Source organism: Mycolicibacterium austroafricanum (assembly GCF_000612725.1).
Taxonomy (GTDB): domain Bacteria; phylum Actinomycetota; class Actinomycetes; order Mycobacteriales; family Mycobacteriaceae; genus Mycobacterium; species Mycobacterium austroafricanum.
Genome location: NZ_HG964454.1, coordinates 372385 through 395561, shown reverse-complemented (window position 1 = coordinate 395561; position 23177 = coordinate 372385). Strand labels below are relative to the sequence as shown.

The 23177-nt window shown below is 68.2% G+C and carries 26 protein-coding genes and 1 pseudogene; 12 read left to right on the top strand and 15 right to left on the bottom strand.

Translation table 11 applies throughout. The features are described from left to right. The first annotated feature begins 5 nt into the window (after positions 1 to 5). The gene (locus tag BN976_RS18865) at positions 6 to 926 is read left to right on the top strand and encodes an alpha/beta fold hydrolase (RefSeq protein ID WP_011780207.1); all 921 of its coding nucleotides are present in this window, start codon (positions 6 to 8) and stop codon (positions 924 to 926) included. A gap of 7 nt (positions 927 to 933) precedes the next feature. Here BN976_RS18865 and BN976_RS18860 read toward each other — a convergent pair whose 3' ends face one another. Genes BN976_RS18860 through BN976_RS18850 form a run of 3 tightly spaced genes read right to left on the bottom strand, consistent with a single transcriptional unit; the run spans position 934 to position 3272 of the window. Next, positions 934 to 1158: a hypothetical protein gene (locus BN976_RS18860; RefSeq protein ID WP_011780208.1), complete on the bottom strand. Its 225-nt coding sequence runs from the start codon at positions 1156 to 1158 to the stop codon at positions 934 to 936. Between the two features lie 56 nt (positions 1159 to 1214). Then, positions 1215 to 2483, bottom strand: a complete 1269-nt coding sequence (locus tag BN976_RS18855) for a competence/damage-inducible protein A (protein ID WP_011780209.1) — start codon at positions 2481 to 2483, stop codon at positions 1215 to 1217. Positions 2484 to 2525: 42 nt separating this feature from the next. Then, the gene (locus BN976_RS18850; RefSeq protein WP_011780210.1) at positions 2526 to 3272 is read right to left on the bottom strand and encodes a glucose 1-dehydrogenase; all 747 of its coding nucleotides are present in this window, start codon (positions 3270 to 3272) and stop codon (positions 2526 to 2528) included. 80 nt (positions 3273 to 3352) lie between these two features. Here BN976_RS18850 and BN976_RS18845 point away from each other — a divergent pair, with 80 nt between their 5' ends. Further along, a complete protein-coding gene (locus BN976_RS18845) occupies positions 3353 to 4429 on the top strand; it encodes an NAD(P)H-dependent amine dehydrogenase family protein (RefSeq protein ID WP_036372877.1) in 1077 nt (358 codons plus the stop codon). Here BN976_RS18845 and BN976_RS18840 read toward each other — a convergent pair whose 3' ends face one another. Together BN976_RS18840 and BN976_RS18835 are read right to left on the bottom strand one after the other, a co-directional pair. Beyond that, a complete protein-coding gene (locus BN976_RS18840) occupies positions 4430 to 4876 on the bottom strand; it encodes an ATP-binding protein (protein ID WP_011780212.1) in 447 nt (148 codons plus the stop codon). 45 nt (positions 4877 to 4921) lie between these two features. Continuing rightward, the gene (locus BN976_RS18835) at positions 4922 to 5314 is read right to left on the bottom strand and encodes an STAS domain-containing protein (protein ID WP_011780213.1); all 393 of its coding nucleotides are present in this window, start codon (positions 5312 to 5314) and stop codon (positions 4922 to 4924) included. Positions 5315 to 5506: 192 nt separating this feature from the next. Between BN976_RS18835 and BN976_RS18830 the strand changes: the two genes are divergently transcribed. Together BN976_RS18830 and BN976_RS18825 are read left to right on the top strand one after the other, a co-directional pair. After that, a complete protein-coding gene (locus BN976_RS18830; RefSeq protein WP_051558498.1) occupies positions 5507 to 6286 on the top strand; it encodes an HAD family hydrolase in 780 nt (259 codons plus the stop codon). Positions 6287 to 6339: 53 nt separating this feature from the next. Next, the gene (locus BN976_RS18825; protein WP_011780215.1) at positions 6340 to 7470 is read left to right on the top strand and encodes a nitronate monooxygenase; all 1131 of its coding nucleotides are present in this window, start codon (positions 6340 to 6342) and stop codon (positions 7468 to 7470) included. Positions 7471 to 7524: 54 nt separating this feature from the next. Here the strand turns inward: BN976_RS18825 and BN976_RS18820 are convergent, their stop codons facing one another. Genes BN976_RS18820 through BN976_RS18810 form a run of 3 tightly spaced genes read right to left on the bottom strand, consistent with a single transcriptional unit; the run spans position 7525 to position 10771 of the window. Next, entirely contained in the window at positions 7525 to 9903 is a 2379-nt protein-coding gene (locus tag BN976_RS18820; RefSeq protein WP_036372873.1) for an ATP-binding cassette domain-containing protein, read from the bottom strand. A 2-nt stretch (positions 9904 to 9905) separates the two neighbouring features. Then, complete coding sequence (locus tag BN976_RS18815; RefSeq protein ID WP_011780217.1) at positions 9906 to 10316, bottom strand: VOC family protein; 411 nt, start codon at positions 10314 to 10316, stop codon at positions 9906 to 9908. 5 nt (positions 10317 to 10321) lie between these two features. After that, positions 10322 to 10771 carry a helix-turn-helix transcriptional regulator gene (locus tag BN976_RS18810; RefSeq protein ID WP_036372870.1) on the bottom strand — a complete coding sequence of 150 codons (450 nt, stop codon included), beginning with the start codon at positions 10769 to 10771 and terminating at the stop codon, positions 10322 to 10324. Between the two features lie 84 nt (positions 10772 to 10855). Here BN976_RS18810 and BN976_RS18805 point away from each other — a divergent pair, with 84 nt between their 5' ends. Together BN976_RS18805 and BN976_RS18800 are read left to right on the top strand one after the other, a co-directional pair. Beyond that, the gene (locus BN976_RS18805) at positions 10856 to 11455 is read left to right on the top strand and encodes a TetR/AcrR family transcriptional regulator (RefSeq protein ID WP_036372868.1); all 600 of its coding nucleotides are present in this window, start codon (positions 10856 to 10858) and stop codon (positions 11453 to 11455) included. Next, a complete protein-coding gene (locus tag BN976_RS18800) occupies positions 11452 to 13716 on the top strand; it encodes a molybdopterin-dependent oxidoreductase (RefSeq protein ID WP_036372867.1) in 2265 nt (754 codons plus the stop codon). Before BN976_RS18805 ends, BN976_RS18800 begins: the two co-directional genes overlap by 4 nt. Here the strand turns inward: BN976_RS18800 and BN976_RS18795 are convergent. After that, entirely contained in the window at positions 13713 to 14240 is a 528-nt protein-coding gene (locus tag BN976_RS18795; RefSeq protein WP_011780221.1) for a hypothetical protein, read from the bottom strand. The genes BN976_RS18800 and BN976_RS18795 overlap by 4 nt on opposite strands. A 165-nt stretch (positions 14241 to 14405) precedes the next feature. Between BN976_RS18795 and BN976_RS18790 the strand changes: the two genes are divergently transcribed. Then, complete coding sequence (locus tag BN976_RS18790) at positions 14406 to 15665, top strand: cytochrome P450 (protein WP_011780222.1); 1260 nt, start codon at positions 14406 to 14408, stop codon at positions 15663 to 15665. A 69-nt stretch (positions 15666 to 15734) separates the two neighbouring features. Here BN976_RS18790 and BN976_RS18785 read toward each other — a convergent pair whose 3' ends face one another. Continuing rightward, a complete protein-coding gene (locus tag BN976_RS18785; RefSeq protein ID WP_036372865.1) occupies positions 15735 to 16043 on the bottom strand; it encodes a hypothetical protein in 309 nt (102 codons plus the stop codon). A gap of 133 nt (positions 16044 to 16176) precedes the next feature. Here BN976_RS18785 and BN976_RS18780 point away from each other — a divergent pair, with 133 nt between their 5' ends. Next, positions 16177 to 16929 carry a helix-turn-helix domain-containing protein gene (locus tag BN976_RS18780; protein ID WP_036372862.1) on the top strand — a complete coding sequence of 251 codons (753 nt, stop codon included), beginning with the start codon at positions 16177 to 16179 and terminating at the stop codon, positions 16927 to 16929. A 64-nt stretch (positions 16930 to 16993) separates the two neighbouring features. Here the strand turns inward: BN976_RS18780 and BN976_RS18775 are convergent. After that, positions 16994 to 17437, bottom strand: a pseudogene (locus tag BN976_RS18775) (AMP-binding protein); the annotation flags it as partial. 32 nt (positions 17438 to 17469) lie between these two features. On the opposite strand from BN976_RS18775, the gene BN976_RS18770 reads away from it, so the two are divergent. The 3 genes from BN976_RS18770 (at position 17470) to BN976_RS18760 (ending at position 18896) form a co-directional block, all read left to right on the top strand. Continuing rightward, entirely contained in the window at positions 17470 to 17730 is a 261-nt protein-coding gene (locus tag BN976_RS18770) for an SDR family oxidoreductase (RefSeq protein ID WP_109489620.1), read from the top strand. Between the two features lie 93 nt (positions 17731 to 17823). Further along, positions 17824 to 18450, top strand: a complete 627-nt coding sequence (locus tag BN976_RS18765) for a peroxidase-related enzyme (protein ID WP_036372859.1) — start codon at positions 17824 to 17826, stop codon at positions 18448 to 18450. A gap of 11 nt (positions 18451 to 18461) precedes the next feature. Continuing rightward, positions 18462 to 18896: a lipoprotein LpqH gene (locus tag BN976_RS18760; protein ID WP_051558495.1), complete on the top strand. Its 435-nt coding sequence runs from the start codon at positions 18462 to 18464 to the stop codon at positions 18894 to 18896. Positions 18897 to 18907: 11 nt separating this feature from the next. Here BN976_RS18760 and BN976_RS18755 read toward each other — a convergent pair whose 3' ends face one another. The 4 genes from BN976_RS18755 to BN976_RS18740 form a co-directional block, all read right to left on the bottom strand. Continuing rightward, entirely contained in the window at positions 18908 to 19708 is an 801-nt protein-coding gene (locus BN976_RS18755; RefSeq protein ID WP_036372856.1) for a L,D-transpeptidase, read from the bottom strand. 67 nt (positions 19709 to 19775) lie between these two features. Beyond that, the gene (locus BN976_RS18750) at positions 19776 to 20399 is read right to left on the bottom strand and encodes a Pr6Pr family membrane protein (RefSeq protein ID WP_011780228.1); all 624 of its coding nucleotides are present in this window, start codon (positions 20397 to 20399) and stop codon (positions 19776 to 19778) included. Positions 20400 to 20421: 22 nt separating this feature from the next. Further along, positions 20422 to 21660, bottom strand: coding sequence for a DUF7159 family protein (locus BN976_RS18745; RefSeq protein WP_036372854.1), 1239 nt, complete (start codon positions 21658 to 21660; stop codon positions 20422 to 20424). Between the two features lie 78 nt (positions 21661 to 21738). Then, positions 21739 to 22698, bottom strand: a complete 960-nt coding sequence (locus tag BN976_RS18740) for a threonine ammonia-lyase (protein WP_011780230.1) — start codon at positions 22696 to 22698, stop codon at positions 21739 to 21741. Positions 22699 to 22737: 39 nt separating this feature from the next. On the opposite strand from BN976_RS18740, the gene BN976_RS18735 reads away from it, so the two are divergent. Next, a complete protein-coding gene (locus tag BN976_RS18735) occupies positions 22738 to 23160 on the top strand; it encodes an acyl-CoA thioesterase (RefSeq protein ID WP_036373228.1) in 423 nt (140 codons plus the stop codon). Positions 23161 to 23177: the final 17 nt, after the last annotated feature.

The window sequence follows — 23177 nt, the reverse complement described above, 5'->3', positions numbered from 1 at the left end:
CGCGCATGGCTGTCGATATCGCTCGCCCCAAGCTCGAAGGCAAAGTCCTCGTCGATACCGACCGTCAGCTCGGATTCGCCGAGTTCGGTGACCCGCAGGGACGCGCGATCTTCTGGCTGCACGGCACGCCCGGCGCCCGCAGGCAGATCCCGGTCGAGGCGCGGGTGTTCGCCGAGCGGAACAGCATCCGGTTGATCGGGGTCGACCGGCCCGGTATCGGCTCGTCCACGCCGCACGAGTACGAGAAGGTGATCGACTTCGCCGACGATCTGCGCACCGTCGCCGACACGCTCGGCATCTCCAAGATGCAGGTCATCGGGCTCTCGGGCGGCGGTCCGTACACGCTGGGCGCCGCGGCGGCAATGCCGGACCGGGTGGTTGCGGTCGGTGTACTCGGTGGTGTGGCTCCCACCCGCGGATCGGACGCCATCGGCGGCGGCATCATGGGCAACATCGGCCTTCCGGTGGCGCCCGTGCTCGAACGTGTCGGCACTCCGCTCAGCCTCGTCGCCACCGGGCTGATCCGGCTGATCAAGCCCGTCGCCGAGCCTGCCCTCTACCTGTATGCCAGCATCTCCCCCGAGGGCGATCGCCGACTGCTGGTGCGCCCGGAGTTCAAGGCGATGTTCCTCGACGACCTGCTCAACGGCAGCCGGCGACAGCTGGCGGCACCGTTTGCCGACGTGGTGGTGTTCGCTCGTGACTGGGGGTTCCGGCTCGACGAAGTCAAGGTCCCGGTGCACTGGTGGCACGGCGACTGCGACCACATCGTGCCGTTCGCCCACGGCAAGCACGTCGCCGCGCTGTTGCCCGACGCCCAGTTCTATCCGCTCCCCGGCGAGAGCCACCTCGGCGGGCTGGGCGAGGCGGAGGCCATCATGCAGTCGATGAGCGACCTCTGGGACGCCTTCGAAAAGACACGCTGAGCCGAGCTCAGCGCTTCAGCCAGCCCCGCACCGTCGACAGATCGTTGCTGTAAGTCTGCATGAGGTCGTCGTGGTACAGCGTGCCGCCGCTGATCGCGGCGTCACCCTGCCAGACGACGTGGATCCGCACCACGCCCTTGTCGAAGTAGTCGCTGCGTTCATCGACGCGGTGATGCCAACCGGTCTGCTCGGCGAGCGCCGAGACCGCCTGCCGCTCGTCGGTGTCAACCATCGGTGAGTTCTCCATGTGTTCTGGGCGTGCGGGGTGTCGAGACTGTCGCGACCACCCTAGCCTCCGCCGGTCAGTGCCCTTCGGAGCAGATGCATCGCCACCGTCGTCGAGCGCTCCCGGATGTCGGACCTGTTGCCCGGCAGCCTGGTGGCCCGGGTGACCGAGGCGCCACCGGCCAGCGCCACCGAGAAGCACACGGTGCCGACGGGCTTGGTCGGGGTGCCGCCGCCTGGCCCGGCGATGCCGGTGATCGCCACCGCGGTGTCGGCCCCGAAGCGCTGCAACGCCCCGGCCGCCATCGCCTCGGCCACCGGTTCGGACACCGCGCCGTGCCGTTCGATGAGCCCCGCGTCGACCCCGAGCAATTCGGTCTTGGCGGCGTTCGAGTAGGCCACCACGCCACCGGCCACATACGCCGATGATCCCGCTCGCTCGGTCAACCGGGCGGCCAGCATGCCCGCGGTGCAGGATTCGGCGGTGGCGATGCTGCGTCCTGCCAGCAGTTCGGCGATCTGGTCGTCGACCAGTGCACCGTCGGTGGAGAAGATCTCGCGGGCATGGCGGTCCCGCAGCAGACCCTCCAGCGCGGCGTAGGTCGCCGTGTCGCGAGGCTCGAAGCGGGTGACGATCTCGAGCTCGCCGCGCCGCAGGCAGGTGGTGATCTCGAGCCGGTCGAAGTCGGCGACGGTCTTCTCGGCATCGCGCAGCGTGTCGGCCAGCCCGGACTCGGGCAGGCCGAACATGCGGATCGTCTGCTGCTGATAGCGGGTGCGCCCGGCGATGGCCGTCTGCACGGCGTCGGTGGCGACGGCGGCGTGCCACATCGGCTGCAGCTCTCGAGGCGGGCCGGGCAGCACCACCACCGTCGGGGATCCGGCAACGACGACCCCAGGCGCGGTGCCCACCGGGTCGAGGACGACGGCTCCCGCCGGAACCAGCGCCTGCTTGCGGTTGGCCGCCAGCACCGCGTCCGCGTCGACTCCGGGGAACCTGGCCATCATGCCCTTGACGATCTCGCCGATCCTGGCTTCCACCGCGGCGTCGAGAACGAGCTCGCGGCCGCAGAAACGCGACACGATCTCCACCGTCATGTCGTCGGCGGTCGGACCGAGACCGCCGCTGGTGATGATGAGGTCGACGCCCTGGCCTGCGAGGAAACGCAGCTGCGCCTCGATGTCGGCCGGCCGGTCGCCGCACAGCGTGATGTGTCCGAGTTCGACGCCGAGTTCCAGAAGCCGGTCGGCGAGCCAGGGACCATTCTGGTCCTGGACGCGTCCGGTGAGGACCTCGGTCCCCGTCACCACGATTCCCGCCCGTGCGCTCACGAGTTACGACCTTACGCAAGCCCTTACACAGGCTCGCGGGTGCTACTTGTGCGGAACGTCGTTGGTCAGGCCGCCGTCCATCACGAATTCGGCGCCTGTCGCGTACCGCGACTCGTCGCTGGCCAGGAACACCACGAAGGTGGCGACCTCTTCGGGCTGACCCGGGCGGCCCAGCGGGATGCGCAGCATGTTGTCCGGGAAGTGCTTGGTCATCGGGGTGCGGATGAAGCCGGGGTGCACCGAGTTGACCCGGATGTTGTGTGACCCGAGCTCGAGGGCCGCGGACTTCGTGAGGCCGCGCACCGCCCACTTGGACGCCACGTACGGGTGCACCATGACCGCACCCCGCAGACCCTCGATGGAGGAGATGTTGATGATCGACCCGCCGCCCGCGGTCTTCATCGCCTCGACGGACGCCTGCATTCCGAGGAACGTGCCGGTGAGGTTGACGTCGATGACCTTCTGCCACTTGGCCATATCGAACTGGCCGATCTGCCCCAGCGCCACCGTGCCCGCATTGTTGACAAGCACGTTGAGCTTGCCGAACGCGTCGACAGCGGTGGCCACGGCGGCCTCCCACTGGTCGGCCTGGGTGACGTCGAGATGCACGTAACGGATCGAGTCGGGTGTCTCGGCGTTGATCTCGTCCGCCAGCGCCTTGCCCTTGTCGTCGAGGATGTCACCGATGACGACCTTGGCGCCTTCGGCGATCAGCGCCCGGGCATCGGCGGCGCCCATTCCCTGCGCGCCGCCACTGATGAGTGCCACTTTTCCGTCCACGCGTCCCATGGGGCGTCAGGCTACCGCACGGGGTAGACACAAATTAGAACCTGTTCCAATATTTGTTCTGAGCCCGCATACTGCTGCGCATGGCTATTCGCGTGGCGCTCATCGGGACCGGCAACTGCGGCAGTCTGGCGTTGCGTCAGCTCATCGAAGATCCGCGGTTCGCGCTGACCGGCGTGTGGGTGTCCTCCCAGGAGAAGGTCGGACGGGACGCCGGCGAACTCGCCCGACTCGATGTGACGACCGGTGTCGCGGCGGTCGACGACATGGCCGCGATCATCGACGCCAAGCCTGACTGCGCGGTGTACTGCGCGATGGGTGACGTGCGGCCCAAAGAGGCGCTGGCCGACGTCCGCGGGCTGCTCGAGGCAGGCATCAACGTCGTCGGGTCCTCCCCCGGGTTTCTGGCCTACCCGTGGGGCGTGATTCCCGATCGCGCCATCGAGCGCGTGGAAAGCGCTGCCCGGCAGGGTAATACGAGCCTGTTCATCACCGGTGTCGACCCGGGTTTCGTCACCGACCTGCTGCCCCTGGCATTGGCGAGCACCTGCCAGAGCGTCAGCCAGGTCCGCACCATGGAGATCGCGGACTACGCCACCTACGACGGGGCGACGGTGATGTTCGACGTGATGGGCTTCGGTAACGAGATCGGGGACCTGCCGTTCCTGTACCAGCCCGGCATGCTCAGTGCGGCGTGGGGCGTGGGTATCCGCCAGCTCGCGGCAGGCCTCGGTGTCGAGGTGGACGAGATCCGCGACTCGGTGGAACAGGAGCCCGCACCCGAGGATTTCGACGTCGCGGTCGGAACCATCAAGAAGGGCACCGTGGCGGCCGTGCGGTTCCTGATCGAAGGCCTGGTCGACGGTGCACCCGCCATCGTCGTCGAGCACATCACCCGGCTGCGCGGCGATCTGCGGCCGGACTGGGCGCAGCCGGCGCAGGAGGGTGGCTCCTACCGGGTCGAGATCACCGGCGAGCCGTCCTACGTGATGGACATCTGCCCGACGAGCAACAACGGCGACCACAACTACGCAGCGATCCTGGCCGCCGCGGGCCGGATCGTCAACGCCATTCCGGACGTCGTAGCCGCCGAGCCGGGGATCCGCAGCACACTGGACCTGCCGTTCGGGACGGGCCGGGGCACCTACCGGGCGCCCTGATCAGAGGCGGTCGACCCCGTGCCACACCAGCTGGACTGTGGTTCCACTCGTTGACGGCTCGATCGTCGCGCCGTCCGACAGCGTCTCCATCAGCGGGATGCCGCGGCCGCGGGTGCGCGGGGCGGGTTCGGTCTGCCGCTGACGCCAGACACCGCGGTCCTCGATGCACACCGTCAGCGTCTGCCCCCGCGGATCGTAGGTGGCCTGAATGTCGATCGTGCCCGGACGGTCGGCCAGCGCATAGGCGAACTCGGCGGCGTTGGCCAGGGCCTCGTTGATCGCGAGAACGACGTCGCTGAAGCGGACCTCGTCGATGACGAAGAACCGTTTCAGCCACTCGCCGAATTCCTGACGCACCCGGGCGACGGCGCCTGCATCCGCGGCGAGGCCGAGGCGTTCGAAACGTTCGGCATTGGCTACCTGCGCCGGAGGCATGGAATCGATCATGGCAGTCGCTGGCTACCCCTCAAAGCACCTTCTCAAGCGCGCTTGCTATGTGTCGCGCGCCGCAAGCGCTTCCTCGAGATTCGGGTACAGCGCGACGATGTCCGCGATGCCGACCAGTTTCAGTGGACGGCTGGTGGCGGGTCCCTCGGCCACCACGCTGATCTTGACATCAGAACCGGCCTTGTCGTGCGCGGCGACCAAGACCCCCATGCCTGCCGAGGCGAGGAACTCGACATCGGTGAAATCGATAACCACCGCCGCGGGCTGCTGGCTCAAAGCGGTGTCGATCGCCGATTCCAGCTGGGGTGAGGTGAGCATGTCGACGACACCGGACACCGCGACGACGGCCGTTCGTTCGACCCATCGCTCGGTGACGACACATGTCGAAGAGGATGCCGCACCCCCAACGTTCGTGCCTTCGGCTGCTTGCTCGTCCAAGGTTCACCTTCCGTGTAAGGCCGCTCATCGCATACTGCGAGGGCACCGATCAGTGCGACTCGCGCAGGCTGCATCCTGAACCCGGCAAGACCAAACTACCGTGGCCGTCTGCTGCGACCAGGCCACAGATTAAACCAGTAGTGCCGGTGACGCCCGTAGCATGGCTTGTCAGCCCCGTGCCTGCCCGCTGATATGAGGAGCGGAATTGTGACCGCGGACGCCGCGACCCCGGTCGATCCGGTCGCCGACATCGACGCCAGCCCGCCAGGGCCGCAGATCGGCGCGTTCTTCGACCTCGACGGCACGCTCGTCGACGGATTCACCGCCACCGCTCACGCGGGCGACCGCATCCGCCGCCGCCAGGCCCGCATCGGTGAGATCACCGGCGTCATCGAGGCCGCCATGCGCTACCGGATGGGCCGGGTGAACTTCGCCAAGCTGCTGGAGCGCGCCGCCGGGTATCTGCGGGATGAATCGCTGACCGACCTCGAGGAGATCGGGGAACGGCTGTTCCGGGAACGGGTCAGATCACGTCTCTTCCCCGTGATGCACGACATCGTGCTGGCGCACCAGCGGCGCGGGCACACGGTCGTGATGAGCTCCTCGGCGCTGACCATCCATGCCGAACCGGTGGCCAGGTATCTGGAGATCGACCACGTCCTGTGCAACCACTTCGAAGTCGGAGATGACAGGCGGCTCACCGGCCGGATCGCCAGGCCGGTGATCTGGGGTAGGCGCAAGGCCGCGGCGGTGCAGGAGTTCTGCGCAGGCAACGACGTCGACCTGGGGCGCAGCTACTTCTACGCCGACGGAAACGAGGACATCGCGCTGATGACGTTGGTGGGGCGCCCGCGTCCGGTGAACCCGCGCCGCGAGTTGGCGGCGGCGGCGGCCGAGCAGGGCTGGCCGGTGCTTCGAGTGAGTGGATCCGGTAGAGGCGGATCCGGCGGCCTGCGTGGTGTACTAAAGTAGAACACGTTTCAGTTTTTGATCTTTTGTTGCCATGGCCATACCAGGAGCGGACTATGCATACTCCCCTGTGCGACGAGTTGGGCATCGAGTTCCCTATCTTCGCTTTCACCCACTGCCGCGACGTGGTCGTCGCCGTCAGCAAGGCGGGTGGTTTCGGCGTGCTCGGCGCGGTCGGGTTCACGCCTGAACAGCTCGAGATCGAGCTGAACTGGATCGACGAGAACATCGGCGACCACCCCTACGGCGTGGACATCGTGATCCCGAACAAGTACGAGGGCATGGACTCGAACATGTCGGCCGACGAACTCAAGTCGACGCTCAACGCGCTCGTTCCGCAGGAGCACCTGGACTTCGCGAAGAAGATCCTCGCCGACCACGGCGTGCCCACCGACGACAGCGACGACAACGCGCTGCAGCTGCTCGGCTGGACCGAGGCCACCGCCACCCCGCAGGTCGAGGTCGCGTTGCGGCACCCGAAGATGACTCTGATCGCCAACGCGCTCGGCACCCCGCCCAAGGACATGATCGAGCACATCCACGCCGAGGGGCGCAAGGTCGCCGCGCTGTGTGGCTCGCCGTCACAGGCGCGCAAGCACGCCGACGCCGGGGTGGACATCATCATCGCCCAGGGCGGTGAGGCCGGTGGACACAGCGGTGAGGTCGGTTCCATCGTGCTCTGGCCGCAGGTCGTCAAGGAGGTGGCGCCGGTGCCGGTGCTGGCCGCCGGTGGCATCGGCAGCGGTCAACAGATCGCCGCGGCGCTCGCGCTCGGCGCGCAGGGCGCGTGGACGGGCTCCCAGTGGGTGATGGTCGAGGAATCGGAGAACACCCCGGTCCAGCACGCCGCTTACGCGAAGGCCACCAGCCGCGACACCGTGCGCAGCCGGTCGTTCACCGGAAAGCCGGCACGCATGCTGCGCAACGACTGGACCGAGGCCTGGGAGAACCCGGAGAACCCCAAGCCGCTCGGAATGCCGCTGCAGTACATGGTTTCCGGGATGGCCGTGGCTGCGACGCACAAGTACCCCAACGAGACCGTCGACGTCGCGTTCAACCCGATCGGCCAGGTCGTCGGACAGTTCACCAAGGTGGAGAAGACCGCGACCGTCATCGAGCGCTGGGTGCAGGAGTACCTGGAGGCGACCAACACGCTCAACGAGCTCAACGAGGCCGCCAGCGTATAGCGGTGATTTCGGTGTCGTTGGTCAACCTGAGATTGACCAACGACACCGAAATCACTAGGTGCGCACGTAATCGGCGAGGTGCTTGGCGGTGAGGGTGGTCGCCGAATCGACCAGTTGCCGCGGTGTGCCCTCGAAGACGATGCGACCGCCGTCGTGGCCCGCGCCGGGACCCAGGTCGATGATCCAGTCGGCGTGGGCCATCACGGCCTGGTGATGCTCGATGACGATCACCGACCTGCCGGAGTCCACCAGGCGGTCCAGCAACCCCAGCAGCTGATCGACGTCGGCCAGGTGCAGCCCGGTGGTGGGCTCATCGAGGATGTAGACACTGCCCTCGTCGGCTCCCCTGTCGCTCAGCCGGGAGGCCAGCTTGAGCCGCTGGCGTTCCCCGCCGGACAGCGTGGTCAGCGGCTGACCAAGGGTGAGATAGCCCAGCCCGACATCGGCCATCCGGTCCAGGATCTTCTGCGCCGCAGCCACTTTCGCATCGCCTTCGGAGAAGAACGCCGCGGCTTCGGCGACCGGCATCGCGAGCACCTCGGCGATGTCGCGCCCGCCGAGCGTGTACCCCAGCACCTCGGCCTGGAACCGTCGGCCCTCGCACTCCTCACACAACGACTCCACTGTCGCCATCACGCCGAGGTCGGTGAAGACCACGCCGACACCGTTGCACGTCGGGCATGCGCCCTCGGAATTGGAACTGAACAGCGCAGGCTTGACGCCGTTGGCCTTGGCGAAGGCTTTGCGGATCGGCTCCAGCGCACCGGTGTACGTCGCCGGGTTGCTGCGCCGTGAGCCGCGGATCGGGCTCTGGTCGACCGACACCACCCCGTCCCGGCCCGCGACCGAACCGTCGATCAACGAACTCTTGCCCGAGCCGGCCACACCGGTGACCACCACAAGCACCCCGAGCGGGATGTCGACGTCGACGTTCTGCAGATTGTGGGTGTTAGCGCCGCGAATCTTCAACGCGCCGTGGGCTTTCCGGAACGCCTGCTTGAGCGAGGCCCGGTCGCCCAGGTGCCTGCCGGTCAGTGTATCGCTGCGGCGCAGCCCGTCGACGGTTCCCTCGAAGACGACGTCACCCCCTGCCGTGCCGGCGCCGGGGCCGAGATCCACGACATGGTCGGCGATCGCGATCGTCTCGGGTTTGTGCTCGACCACCAGCACGGTGTTGCCCTTGTCCCGCAGTTGCACCAGCAACGTGTTCATCCGGTCGATGTCGTGCGGGTGCAGCCCGATCGTGGGTTCGTCGAAGACGTAGGTGACGTCGGTCAACGCCGAGCCGAGGTGCCGGATCATCTTGACGCGCTGCGCTTCTCCCCCGGACAGCGTGCCCGCGGGCCGGTCCAGGGACAGGTAGCCCAGCCCGATCTCGACGAACGAGTCCAGCGTGTGACGCAGCGCGGTGAGCAGCGGCGCCACTCCCTCGATTCCTGTGGTCTCGCTGACCCCGTCGATCCACTGCGCCAGATCGGTGATCTGCATGGCGCTCACGTCGGCGATGCTGACACCGTTGATCTTCGACGATCGCGCGGTCTCCGACAACCGGGTGCCGTCGCAGTCCGGGCAGGTGGTGAACGTGACCGCCCGCTCGACGAACGCACGGATGTGCGGCTGCATCGCCTCGACGTCCTTGGCCAGGAACGACTTCTTGATCTGCGGAATCAGGCCCAGGTAGGTCAGATTGACGCCGTCGATCTTGAGCTTGGTGGCTTCCTTGTGCAGAAGCGCGTCGAGTTCCTTGGCGGTGAAGTCGCGGATGGGTTTGTCCGGGTCGAAGAATCCGCAACCGTTGAAGATCCGGCCGTACCAGCCCTCCATCGAGAAGCCGGGGATCGTCAGTGCGCCGTCGTTGAGCGACTTGGTGTCGTCGTAGAGCGCGGACAGGTCGATGTCGTTGATCGCGCCGCGGCCCTCGCAGCGTGGGCACATGCCGCCGACGATCGCGAAATCCCGGCGCTCCTTGACGGTCTTGCCGCCCCTGTCGAACGTCACCGCGCCGGCGCCGCTCATCGAGGCGACGTTGAACGAGAACGCTTGCGGTGAGCCGATGTGCGGTTTCCCGAGCCGGCTGAACAGGATCCGCAGCATCGCCCCGGTGTCGGTGGCGGTTCCGACCGTGGAGCGCGGATCGGCGCCGAGACGCTGTTGGTCGACGATGATCGCGGTGGTCAGTCCTTCGAGGACGTCGACGTCGGGCCGTGCCGGCGACGGCATGAACCCCTGGACGAACGCGCTGTAGGTCTCGTTGATCAACCGTTGCGATTCGGCGGCGATCGTGTCGAACACCAGCGAGCTCTTGCCCGACCCCGAAACGCCGGTGAACACCGTCAGCCTGCGCTTGGGTAGCTCCAGGCTGACGTTCTTGAGGTTGTTCTCCCGTGCGCCGGTGACGCGGATCAGGTCATGGCTGTCGGCGGCGTGGGGCATGCTCAGGGCAGCTCCTGGATGCGGACGGTGCTCCCTGCGGGGTCGCGGAACGCGCAGTCGCGTGCACCCCACGGCTGGTCGGTCGGCTCCTGCATGACCTCCGCTCCGCTGGCCTGCACCCGTTCGAAGACTGCGTCGAGATCGGTAGTGGCGAGCATGATGCTGGCGTAGGTGCCCTTGGCCATCATCTCGGCGATGACGCGGCGCTCCTCGTCGGTGACGCCGGGGTCGGCGGCCGGCGGGGTCAGCACGATGTTCGTGTCGGGCCGCCCGACGGGGCCGAGCGTGATCCACCGCATGTCCTGGTGCCCCACGTCCTTGCGAACCTCGAAACCGAGGGCGTCCCGGTAGAACGCCAGCGACGCCTCCGGGTCGGTGTGCGGAAGGAAGCTGGCGTTGATCATGATGTCCATGTCGGTCACGCTAACGGCAGCGCGGCGACCGATGCTTCTCGATTCCTGATCGGTCTGGTGACCTGTTTGGCCACGCACGACGGGATCCCCGGCGCCACCTCGGCGGCATCCCTGCGGTACACGCTGGGTGGGACGCCGACCAGTTCGGTGAACCGGGTGCTGAAGGTGCCCAGCGAGGCGCAGCCGACTTCGAAGCAGACTTCGGTGACGCTCATGTCGCCGCGTCGAAGCAGCGCCATGGCGCGTTCGATGCGCCGGGTCATCAGGTAGGTGTACGGGGACTCGCCGTAGGCGGACTTGAACTGGCGGGACAGGTGCCCGGCCGACATGTTGACGCCGCGGGCAAGGGCTTCGACGTTGAGCGGCTGCGCGAACTCGCGGTCGATCCGGTCCTTGACACGGCGCAACAGCGCGAGGTCGCGCAGGCGTTGCGCGGAGACTGATTCGCCGGGCACGCCGCGGATTCTACGGTTCCGTTCCCCTGCGCGGCGCGGATATGTAGGGTTGTATACATAGTCGGCGCTGAAGGGGGTCACACCGTGACAAGTCCTCGTGAGCGGATGGTCATCTCCGCGGCACTGCTGATCCGGGAGCGCGGCGCCCACCCGACGGCCATCGCCGACGTGCTCGCACACAGCGGCGCCCCGCGCGGGTCCGCGTACCACTACTTTCCCGGCGGCCGGACGCAGTTGCTCTGCGAAGCGGTCGATTTTGCCGGCGAGTTCATCGCCGATCGGCTGGCGCAGGCGTCCACCACCCTCGAGGCGCTGGACGGTCTGTTCGACGGATACCGCAAGCAACTGCGCGACAGCGACTTTCGCGCCGGCTGCCCGGTGGTGGCGGTGACCGTGGAGGCGGGCGATCCGGACAAGCCCGAGCAGTCGGCCGCCGTCATCGAGCGCGCTGCCGCCGCCTTCGCCCGCTGGCACGACCTGCTCGCGCAGCGGCTGATCGCCGACGGACTCGCCCGGCCGGCCGCCACGTCTTTGGCGATGCTGGTGTTGACGTCCTTCGAGGGCGCGATCGTCGTCGCCCGCGCATCCCGGAACCCTGCGGCGCTGGATCTCGTCCAGGAACAGCTTCGTGAACTGATCCGCAGCCAGACCTCCCCCGCCGCGAGAAAGCGAGCCCCCCGATGACCGAGCAGACCGGCCAGTGGCAGCCCACCGCCTGCATCCTCTGCGAATGTAACTGCGGCATCGTGGTGCAGGTGGAAGGTCGCGCCCTCGCGCGCATCCGGGGCGACAAGTTGCACCCGGCCTCACGCGGATACACCTGCAACAAGGCGCTGCGGTTGGACCACTATCAGAACAACCGCAACCGCCTGACCTCGCCGATGCGGCGCAAGCCCGACGGCAGCTACGAGGAAATCGACTGGGACACCGCAATATCGGAGATCGCCGCAGGCTTTCGCGGCATCGCCGACACGCACGGCGGCGACAAGATCCTCTACTACGGTGGCGGCGGTCAGGGTAACCACCTGGGCGGGGCCTACAGCGGCGCCTTCCTCAAGGCACTGGGCTCGCACTACCGCTCCAACGCCCTGGCCCAGGAGAAGACCGGCGAGTACTGGATCGACGCCCACTTCTACGGCGGTCACACCCGGGGAGAGTTCGAGCACGCCGAGGTGTCGGTCTTCGTCGGCAAGAACCCGTGGATGTCGCAGAGCTTCCCGCGGGCCCGCGTGGTGCTCAACGAGATCGCCAAGGACCCGGCCCGGTCGATGATCGTGATCGACCCCGTCCTCACCGATACCGCAAAGATGGCCGACTATCACCTGCGGGTGCGGCCCGGCACCGACGCCTGGTGTCTGGCCGCTCTGGCTGGTGTGCTGGTACAGGAGAAGCTGTGCGATGAAACGTTTCTCGCTGACCACGTCACCGGCGTGCAGGCCGTGCGTACGGTGCTGGCCGAGGTGCCCGTCGCCGACTACGCCCAGCGGTGCGGCGTCGACGAGGAGCTTTTGCGGGCAGCCGCGCGCCGGATCGGTGCCGCCGGCAGTGTCGCGGTGTTCGAGGATCTCGGCGTCCAGCAGTCGCCGAACAGCACGCTGTGCTCGTATCTGAACAAGATGCTGTGGATCCTGACCGGCAACTTCGCCAAACGCGGTGCCCAGCACCTGCATTCGTCGTTCGCGCCGCTGTTCCGGCCCGGCGGGGTGGGGCGCACCCCGGTCACGGGCGCCCCGATCATCGGCGGGCTGATGCCCAGCAGCGTGATCCCCGAGGAGATCCACACCGATCACCCCGACCGTTTCCGCGCCATGATCGTCGAAAGCAGCAATCCGGCGCATTCACTGGCGGACTCAGCTGCCGTCCGGCGCGCCTTCGCCGACCTCGAGCTGCTGGTGGTGATCGACGTGGCGATGACCGAGACTGCGCGGCTGGCGCACTACGTGCTCCCCGCCGCCACCCAGTTCGAGAAGGCCGAGGCGACGTTCTTCAACCTCGAGTTCCCGCACAACACCTTCCACCTGCGCCACCGCCTGATGGAGCCGCTGCCCGGCACGCTGCCCGAGCCGGAGATCTGGGCCCGCCTGATGCGAGAGCTCGACGTGGTCGACGGTGCGGAGCTCGCGCCGCTGCGCCGAGCCGCAGCGCAGGGGCTACCTGAGTTCACCGAGGCGTTCCTCGCGGCGGTCGGGGCCAACCCCGGACTCGGCAAGGTGCTGCCGTTCGTGTTGTACGAGACGTTGGGCCCGACCCTGCCCGAGGGGCTCTCCGGCGCCGCAGCGTTGTGGGGACTGGCGCAGAAGACCGCGATGACGTATCCGGACGCGGTGCGGCGGGCCGGACATGCGGACGGCAACGCGCTGTTTTCCGCGATCCTCGACGGCAGGTCGGGTGTGACGTTCACCGTGCACGATTACGAGGACGATTTCACGCTGATCACGCACCCGGACCGCAAGATCGCGCTGGACATACCGGAGATGCTCGCCGAAGTCGCGGCGCTGTCCGCCGCACCGGCTGCCCGCACCACGGCCGACTTCCCGATCGTGTTGTCCGCAGGCGAACGCCGCGCCTACACCGCCAACGACATCATGCGCGACCCGGCGTGGCGCAAGCGCGACAGCGACGGCGCGCTGCGGGTCAGCGTCGAGGATGCCGCCGCGCTCGGCCTCAGCGACGGCGGCAGGGCCCGCATCACCACCGCGGCGGGCAGCGCCGAGGCCACCGTGGAGATCAGCGCATCGATGCTGCCGGGGCACGCCTCACTGCCCAACGGGTACGGCGTCGATTTCGCCGACGGCGCGGGCGGGGCCGCGGTGCCCGGGGTCGCGCCGAACGCGCTGACGTCGAGCGCATGGCGCGACGCGTACGCCGGAACGCCGTGGCACAAACACGTGCCCGCCCGGATCGAGAAGGTGTCAGCCGACGACGGGCTCCGGGCAGTCGGCTAGGGAACGACGGGAGGCGCCACGGGCGCCGGTGCGGGCGGTGCCACGGGTTGCGGACCCGCAGGCATTCCCGCCGACGGCGAGGAGCTCAGCGGACGCTGCGTCAGCAGCAGCAGCGCGTTGCTCCCGCTGACCTCCTGGGTCTGCATCGCATGCCAGAGGTCGCGCAGATATCCCAGACGCGACTGCTGGGTGGGGGTGGTGCTGGTGCCCGGCGGCAGGTTCTCCGGGCTGGCCAGGTGCGGCACCCCCTCGGCCACCGGCTCGACAGGTCCGGCGGCGAGCGACTGCACGGATGCGGGACCGGCGATGGGCGCGGCCAGCGGCGCCGGAACCGGTGAGGCCATCGGCGCCGCAACAGGCGCGGGCAGCGGCGCGGAGTCGGGCACCGCCGGGCCGGGCACAGGCAGTGGCGCCGGAGCGGGCGCGGCCGGGTCGGCCGATGCCGACGGCGCGGCGGCGATGAGCGTCGCGAACGCGGCTGCACCGGCGACGGACGCGATCCTTGCGCGGAAACCGAACTTCACGTTGCACCCTCCCGGTTCCTTTGTGGTCACAGGATGAATCAGCATTCTCGCCGATTTCGTTACAGCGGCTGCAGAGATTCGGCGTACTTCGCCCAACTTCTCACCCGGAAACCGTCATGTGGTGTAGCAATGCGATACGGCCGTTCGACGTTTAGGAGCCAACGTATGGCGACTCCCACGCTCCCCCCTGGATTCGACTTCACCGATCCCGATCTGAACCTCGAGCGTCTGCCGGTCGAGGAGCTCGCCGAACTGCGCCGCTGTGCGCCGATCTGGTGGAACGAACAGACCTCCGGCGGCGCGGGCCCGTTCGGCGACGGCGGCTACTGGGTGGTGACCAAGCACAGAGACGTCAAGGAGATCTCCAAACACAGCGAAGTGTTCTCCAGTCAGCAGAAGACCGCGCTGCCGCGCTATCCGGAGGGTTCCACCACCGAGCAGGTCGAGACGGGAAGTCTGGTGCTGCTCAACATGGACGCACCGCGGCACACCCACCTGCGCAAGATAATCTCGCGAGGATTCACCCCCCGTGCGGTCGAGCGGTTGCGCGAGGACCTCGCCCAACGCGCTCACAACATTGCGAAGTCGGCGGCTGCCGCAGGCGCGGGCGACTTCGTCGAACAGGTGTCGTGCGAACTGCCGCTGCAGGCCATCGCCGGCCTGCTCGGGGTGCCGCTGGAGGACCGCAAGAAGCTCTTCGACTGGTCCAACCAGATGGTCAGCGACGACGATCCCGAGTTCGCCCACTACGACAATCGCAATGCGGCAACCGAACTCATCATGTACGCGATGCAGCTGGCAGCCCTTCGGGCCGAACAGCCCGGCGAGGACATCGTCACCAAGCTGATCGAGGCCGACGTTGACGGCCACAAGCTCACCGACGACGAGTTCGGCTTCTTCATGGTGCTGCTGGCGGTCGCAGGCAACGAAACCACCCGCAACTCCATCACCCACGGCATGATCGCGTTCACCGAGCACCCTGACCAGTGGGAGCTGTTCAAGCGTGAGCGCCCGGCCACCGCGGTCGACGAGATCGTGCGGTGGGCCACGCCGGTCACGTCGTTTCAGCGCACCGCGCTACGGGATTACGAACTCTCCGGCGTGCAGATCAAGAAGGGCCAGCGGGTGGTCATGTCGTACCGGTCGGCGAACTTCGACGAGGAGGTGTTCGACGACCCGTTCACGTTCGACATCATGCGTGACCCCAACCCCCACGTTGGGTTCGGCGGCACCGGTGCGCACTACTGCATCGGCGCCAACCTGGCCAGAATGACCATCGACCTGATGTTCAACGCCATCGCCGACCACCTGCCCGATCTGAGCTCCGCGGGCACCCCTGACCGCCTTCGCTCCGGGTGGCTCAACGGCATCAAGCATTGGCAGGTCGACTACACCGGGCCGTCGGGCTGTCCGGTCGCCCACTAGACCCCGGCGACGACGAGGTCGCACTCGCGGCTGCTCACGGCGTGGCAGAGCAGTGTCATCCGCAGCTACTCATCGCGTGAGACGCGGATATTCCAGGATCGAACGCCAATAGTCCTCCGGGATCTCGGTATTCGACCGCAGCACGACGGCGAGTCCGGTGGCCATCGCGACACCGAGCAGGCCGAGCCACAAGCCGGCGAGAGCGATGAACACCCACAGTGCCGCGGTGAGCGCGGGCCACGGGGATACCAGCGCCAGCACCGGCGCGAAGAAGAATCCGGCGCCGATGTACCACGACGACCCTGCGCGGTCGCAGATCAGGACCACCCGCAACCATCTCGGGATCGGAACGTCAACGCTCGGTTCTCGGGGGCACATGTCGTCGCCTTTCTCGGGTGGCTCACTCCACGGTGCGCCGCGTGAGGTAAGCGATGCAATTACCTCAGAGGTAATGGCCCCGCATGGGCGCGCGAGTCAGACTGGGACGGTGACGAGTGTGCAACGACCACCGATGACATTCGGGGCCATGATGCGCGACTGGCGCCGACGCCGGAGGCTCAGTCAACTCGACCTGGCCCTGGCCGCCGGCGTGTCGGCACGGCACGTCAGTTTCATCGAGACCGGACGGTCGGCACCCAGCAGGGCGATGGTGCTGCGGCTGGCGACGGTGCTCGATGTGCCGCAACGCGAACAGAATCGGCTGTTCGTCGCGGCCGGCCTGGCACCGGTGTACGGCGAACGGTCCCTGCAGGCGCCGGACATGGCCGCGGTGCGCGCCGGTGTGCAGATGGTACTGGCGGCCTACGACCCGTATCCGTGTGTGGTGGTCGATCGGGGCTGGTGGATCCTGCAGGCCAACCCGGGTGCCTCGATACTGCTCGACGGGGTTGCGCCGCACCTTCTCGGCCGGCCCAACGCCCTGCGTATCGCGCTGCATCCGGACGGGCTGGCCCCCCGCATCCGCAACCTCGCACAGTGGCGAACCCACCTGGTGGAGCGGCTGCGGCGCGAAGTCGACACGGCCGGGTCGGCCGAACTGGCCGACCTGTTGGCCGAAATAGATTCCTACCCTGGAGGTTTCGACGACTCCCCCGACCTGGGCAGTGTCGCCGTGCCGCTGGAGCTGGTGACCGAGGATGGGCGTCTGCTCCGATTCCTCAGCATGGTCACGACGTTCGGCACCGCACTGGACCTGACCGCGGCCGAGCTCAGCATCGAAGCCTTCCTGCCCGCCGACGACGAGACCGCCGCGTCACTACGTTGAGGCTGCGCCGGAACTTCGGTGCCACGACGTCCGGGGGTGTGAGAGGATCGCGCACCGTCCCCTCTCAGGCGTCCAAGCGGGCGAACCTATTTCCCCGATACTCCTCGGCGCAGGACTGTCTGCGGACTTTGCCGCTGGTGGTGATCGGAATCGAGCCCGGGGCTACCAGAACCAGATCGGCGATTGCCAGGCCGTGCGACTTCGAGATCGCCGAGGTGACCTCACGCTTGACCACGGTGTAGTGATTCGCCACCTCTTCATCGGAGTCGCCCCGCTTCTTGAACTCGATGACGGCGACCAACTGCTCCACGCCGTCGCGCGGCACGGCGATCGCTGCGACGCGGCCTCCGGTGATCTCCGAAATCGTCGCCTCGATGTCGTCGGGGGCGTGGTTTCGCCCGTACACGATCAAGAGATCCTTGATGCGACCGACGATGAAGAGTCGTCCATCGGAGAAGAAGCCCAGATCGCCGGTCCTGAGCCAAGGACCTTCCGGGGTACCGGCCGACCGGGTCCGGGGCGGTCTGCTCCTGGGCGGACATTGCGCGACGCACCTTCTCCCTGGCAGGCCACGACCCGGACCGGGTGAGCGGCGTGTCCACCGCCGCGTACTTCGGCACCGCGACAGCCCCGGTCGCGCCGCGCCCGCGCAACAGTGTCCTCGACCTGACGAAGATCGAGTCCGCCGGATTCCGGCCCGTCGACGCAGACGAGACGCTCGTGAATTACATCCGCCGGGAAACCGCTGAAACTGACCCGGCTCTGCCGGAGCGGGAGCTTCAGATGCTGGACCCTGCCTGACTCTCGAAACGGTGCCGAGCCGGAGCGCAAGAGTTCGCCTCTGGGCGTGCAGAAGTCTTGGCCCGCACCGGCATCCGCGGGAAGGTCAGGGCCATGACAGCAACCGCAGACGCTCCGGTGCAGGCCCGCGCCACGATCTCACGGCTGGCCGTGCCCGAGCTCGACGAACTGAGATCCCCCGGCGTGCGGGGCTTCTTCAACCGACAGCTCCGCGACGAGGGGTTGACCTCGAACTGGTTCCGGGCACTCTCCCTCAACGAAGGCGACCTCGAACGCCTCAACGCCTACCTGCTGCCGCTGCTGGGCACCGACGGCCGCGGCGGGCTCAGCGCCCGCGAGCGCGAGGTGATCGCCACCGTTGTCTCGGGCGAGAACCGGTGCGCGTACTGCCACACCAACCACGCCAACAAGCTGGGCAAGGTGGCAGGTGACTGGTCGTTCGGCCAGCGCGTCGCCATCGACCACCAGGTCGCCGAACTGACCGAACGCGAACGTGCCCTGGCCGACCTCGCGGTGGCGGTCAACAGCGACCCCCAGTCGATCCGCGACAGCGACATCGTGCGGCTGCGGGATCTGGGCCTCGACGACCACGAGATCCTCGAAGGTATCTCGATCGCCGCGTTCATCGGCGCCACCAACCGCATCGGAATCGCGCTGTCTGTGCCGCCCAATCCGGAATACACCGGCATTCCGGCCGGACGGGGACACACCACCGCATAGAGTCTGGCGCCATGAAGACTCGTGTGCCCCGGCACTTCGTGGCGGCCCTCATCGGCGGCGGCGCCGTACTCGGCGTGGCCGGCTGTTCGACACCAGAAGCCGCACTCGGCGGCACCACCGCGACCGTCGCGATCGACGGCAGTGACACCGGCGGCGCGCACGCCGTGCGGTGCCGCCAGAACGGCTGGTCCTGGTACATCGACACCCCGGAGAAGGAGAACGGTTTCACCGCGGTGCTGTCGACCGGTGGCGACGTCACCGCCGAATCCGTCGACTTCCGCGGCGTCGGCGGGTTCACCGGGTCGTTCTGGGCCGACAACATCGGCGACGCCGAGGTGACCGGCCGCGACGGGAGCTACACGATCACGGGTAAAGCCGACGGCACCTTCGCCGGCAAGCCCAGCGAAGCCGTCACCGCCGAATTCCGGATCCAGGCCAACTGCTGAGCGGCAGGCCGTCAGGCCTGCACAATGATCGGGTCGCCGACGCCCACCGTGTCGAAATACCACGCCGCGTTGTCGGGGCTGAGGTTGATGCAGCCGTGGCTGACGTTGGCGTAGCCCTGGGATCCGACCGACCACGGCGCGGAATGCACGTACACGCCGCCCCACGTCACGCGCACGCCGTACTCCCCCTTGATGAGATAGCCCTCCGGGTCGTCGAGCGGGATGCCGATGGTGCGGGAGTCGAAGGTGACGTAGCGCTGCTTCTCCAGCGCGGTGAACTGCCCGGTCGGGGTCGGGTACCTCGGCTTGCCCATCGATGCCGGCATCTGCCGGGCGACCACTCCGTCGATGCTCACCGTGAACGTGTGCTCGCCGATGTCGGCGACGCTGACGACCGACGCTCCGGTCTCGAAGCCGGTCGCGAAGGCGCCCACCGACACGCCGATCGCCGTGTGCGCGGGCAGCGGCTGCGCGGGCGTCCACTCCACAACGCGATCGTCGAGCCAGGTGAAGGACCCGGCCGCTGGGGCGGATGCACCTGCCGGGACGACGTTGACGGCGCGTTCCGCAGCCGCCCTGTCGGGCACCTGTCCGGCGAAGGTGACAGTAACTGGATGTGCGACGCCGACGGTCTCGCCGGGCGCGGGTGAGACGCTCGCGACGGCCGCGCCGACGGCGGACCCGGCGGAGCCGACGGGCACCGGGCCCGCCAGCGAAACCCCGGTGACCACAGCAGCGCAGCCGAGAACGGCCGCGATCCGGCGGGTGCCCCCGCGTGCGGATCGGGTTTGCTGCAGGCGAGCTCTCAGCACGTTGCCATCCTAATTCGTGGTGCGGTTGTGCCCATGTTGAGCTATCGGGGTCGCGGCGCGGAACGTTTCACGAAATGTCCGCCCGAACCGCTGTTGCGCCCCGGTGGACCGCCAACAAGGTGTATCCGAAGGCCAGCACACATGCCGACAGTGCGCCGACGTTGACCGCGACGGTGGCCGCGCCGACACTGCCCGGGTCGAGGAAGTAGTAGGGCGCACGCCGACCCGCATGGTTGAGCACCAGCAGGGCCAGCGCGAGGTATGCCGCCGGGTAGGCCAGCCAGGCCACCGGTTGCCACCACGCCACCGGGCACACCCCGCGGCCGACCAGCAGCCAGTCGCTCAGCGCCAGCACCGGGACCACGACGTGCAGCAGCAGGTTCGCCGGCGTGTAGCCCATGCTGTGCTCGGTGAGGAACAGATTCCAGATCACCCCGGCCATCACCACGTACAACACCGCCGCACCGCGCAGACCGACCCTGGCGTCGGCCCTCGGCGAGATCAGGGTCCACAGATAGAACGCCGCGGCCAGCAGATTGGCCTGGTAGGTGAAGGTGATCAGCCGCCATCCCACGCCGCGGCCGGAGGTCAGCTCCACCAGGAGCAGCGCCGCGACGACACAGGCGATGACCGCCGAGCGCAGCACGATGCGCAGGTACGTCGGTTGCACCGGGGCGACGGGTTGGCTCACCCCAGCCAGGATATGCGGGCGGCTACGGCAGCGGCGGAGCCGGCGCAGGCGGAGGCGGCACCGCTGCCTGCTGCGGATCGTCGGGACCGACGTTCGACAGCCGGTCCCTGATCCTCTGCAGAATGCCCGGACGCTCCTGTGGAACAGGCGGCACCACCTCGGGCGCCGGGATCACCGGCGGCGCGGCGGGCAGGCCTGCGTCGGGCGATGCGGCCTCGACGACCGGCGCCTGCTCGGGAAGCGGTGCGGGCACCGACTGTGCCTCGTCGACGACGGGCGGCGGGGCTTCGGGCTCGGGTGCCACGAGCGCCGCCACCGGCTCCGGCGCCGGCTCCACCGCGGCGACGGGCGGCGGGGGCACCTGCGACCTCGGCGGTGCGGCTGCGGGCGGCGCAGCGGCGGATTCCGCCGCAGGCCTGGGCTGCGGTGCCGGTTGTCCGGGTGTCAGCGCCAGCGCGACGGCGACCGACACCGAAGCCACGAAGGTCACCACGCCTGCGGCGAGCAGCACCGCAGGCGCGGACCGGGCGAAACGTGTTGTGGCCGGGCGTGTCTGGCGCTCGGAGGCGGGACCGGGCCAGACATCGAAATCGCCGTTGCTGGCGCATGCCAGCGCCGCGCCCCGGGCCAGCGCCAACTGCGCGGCATCCGGCGAGAACACCGGAACCGCCAGTGCGTCCTCCAGGATCGGCGAGAGTCCGTCGAGGTCTTCGGCGGAGCCGACCAGCACCAGCGCTTCGGGCGCCCAATCGGCCCGGGCGAACACCGAGCTGAGCCAGCCGATCAGGTCCTCTTCGGTCACGACCGAATGGTTGACCGCCGTCTGCACCGCGCCTTCGTCGGTGGCGACGAGAGCGATCAGCTGTTCGGGTTCGATGACGCAGACCGCGGTGGTCCGGTAACCCATCAGCTTGGCTATGCGCCGCGCAAGCGCATCGGTGGCCTCCGACAGCCGGACCGGGACTATGTTGTCGAAACCCGCCTCACTGAGCGACTTCAGAAGCAACGAGGCCTCCGTGTCCGCGTCGTCGCTCCAGGTCACGCCGATGGCGTGCACCCGGCGGCCCAGGTCTGCCGCGACGGCCTCGCTGCGGCGCACCGCAGCGGTGGCCTGCTCCGACGTGCACAGCGCGCCCGCCGCGCCGTCCCCGCCGACCTCGAATCCGTCACCGTCCAATGTGACGCCGTCGACGTCCTGCCCCTCCACCAGGACGAGACCGACGGCAGACGGTGTCACCGACAAGCCGAGAACCGCGTCCACGCAACACTCCTTCGCAAATCCCGGGTGGACCCTACCCTCTGCCCGGCCGTTGCACATCTGACGAATGAGAGGCGGCCCTCAGTCGGCCAGGATCTGCCGAAGCATCTGCGGCTCCACATTGCCGCCGGACAGGATCAGCACCGTGTCACCGGGCGGTGTCACTCCCTGCCGGTAGGCGGCCAGCGCCACCGCGCCGCTCGGTTCGGCGACCAGGTGGGCGCGGTGGACCAGTTCGCGGACCGCCGAGCGGATTTCGGCTTCGGACACCGTGATCATCCCGTCGAGCACCTGTTGAAGGTGGGCGAACGTCAGCTCCGACGGCTGCGACCGCAGACCGTCGGCGATCGTGCGGTTGCGGTCCCCGACGGGCCAGTCGACGCGGTGGCCGAGCCGCAGTCCTTCGGCGGTGTCGGCGGCGAGTTCGGGTTCCACACCGAAGATCTTCGCGGCCGGGCACAGCGCGCGGATCGCGGTGCCGATGCCCGACGCCAGGCCTCCGCCGCTGACCGGGATGAGCACGTTACGCACCGACGGCAGATCCTCGGCGATCTCCAGACCGGCCGTGCCCTGACCGGCGATCACGTCAGGATGGTCGAAAGGGGGGATCATCACCCCGCCCGTGTCGTGGGCGGTCTGCTCGGCGACCGCCTCCCGCTGCCCCGCCGCGCACAGCACCACGCGCGCGCCGAGACCACGGGTCGCCGCCACCTTGACCTCGGGCGTTTCCTCGGGCATCACGATGTGGGCGCGCAGGCCGAACGCCGCCGCGGCGTAGGCCACGGCCTGGGCGTGGTTGCCGCTGGAATACGCGACGACATCGGTGACGGCGTCCCGACCGTCGCTGTTCTCCCTTACCGCCCCGATCGCGTTGAACGCACCGCGCACCTTGAACGCGCCGATGGGTTGCAGGTTCTCCGGTTTGATCCACAAGGGCCGCTCCCGGTCGCCCCAGCGCGCGGCCAGGAGCGGAGTGCGCACCACATTCGGTCGGATCCGCTCAGCCGCCGCCCGCACATCGTCGATCGTCACGAGTTTCACGGGTCCGAGTCTGGCGCACCTGTGTCTAGGGTGTTGCGGGTGACCGAGTTCTCGCTGGTGATCGTCCCCCGTTATGCCGAGATCGACCAGCAGGGCGTGGTGTTCAACGGCCACTACCTGACATGGTTCGACGAGGCCTGCACCGGCCTGCTCGAGTCGCTGGGGGTCTCATATCCGCAGTTGATGGCGGGAGGCCACGACTTCCAGGTGGTGCACTCCGAAATCGACTTCACGGCCTCGGTGCGATGGCGTGACGAGGTGCGGGTGAGCGCACAGTGCGCGCGGATCGGTTCGACGAGTTTCACCATCGGGTTCACCGTGTTCGCCCGGACCGGCGGAGACGACGAGCGTGTGGCGGTACGCGGGCACAACGTCTACGTCGTGGTGTCGACCACGGATTGGGCCAAGCGCCCGATCCCCGACGATCTGCGGCGTGCGTTGACCGGACCGCAGCAGCGCTGACCGGTACGGTCGTGCCC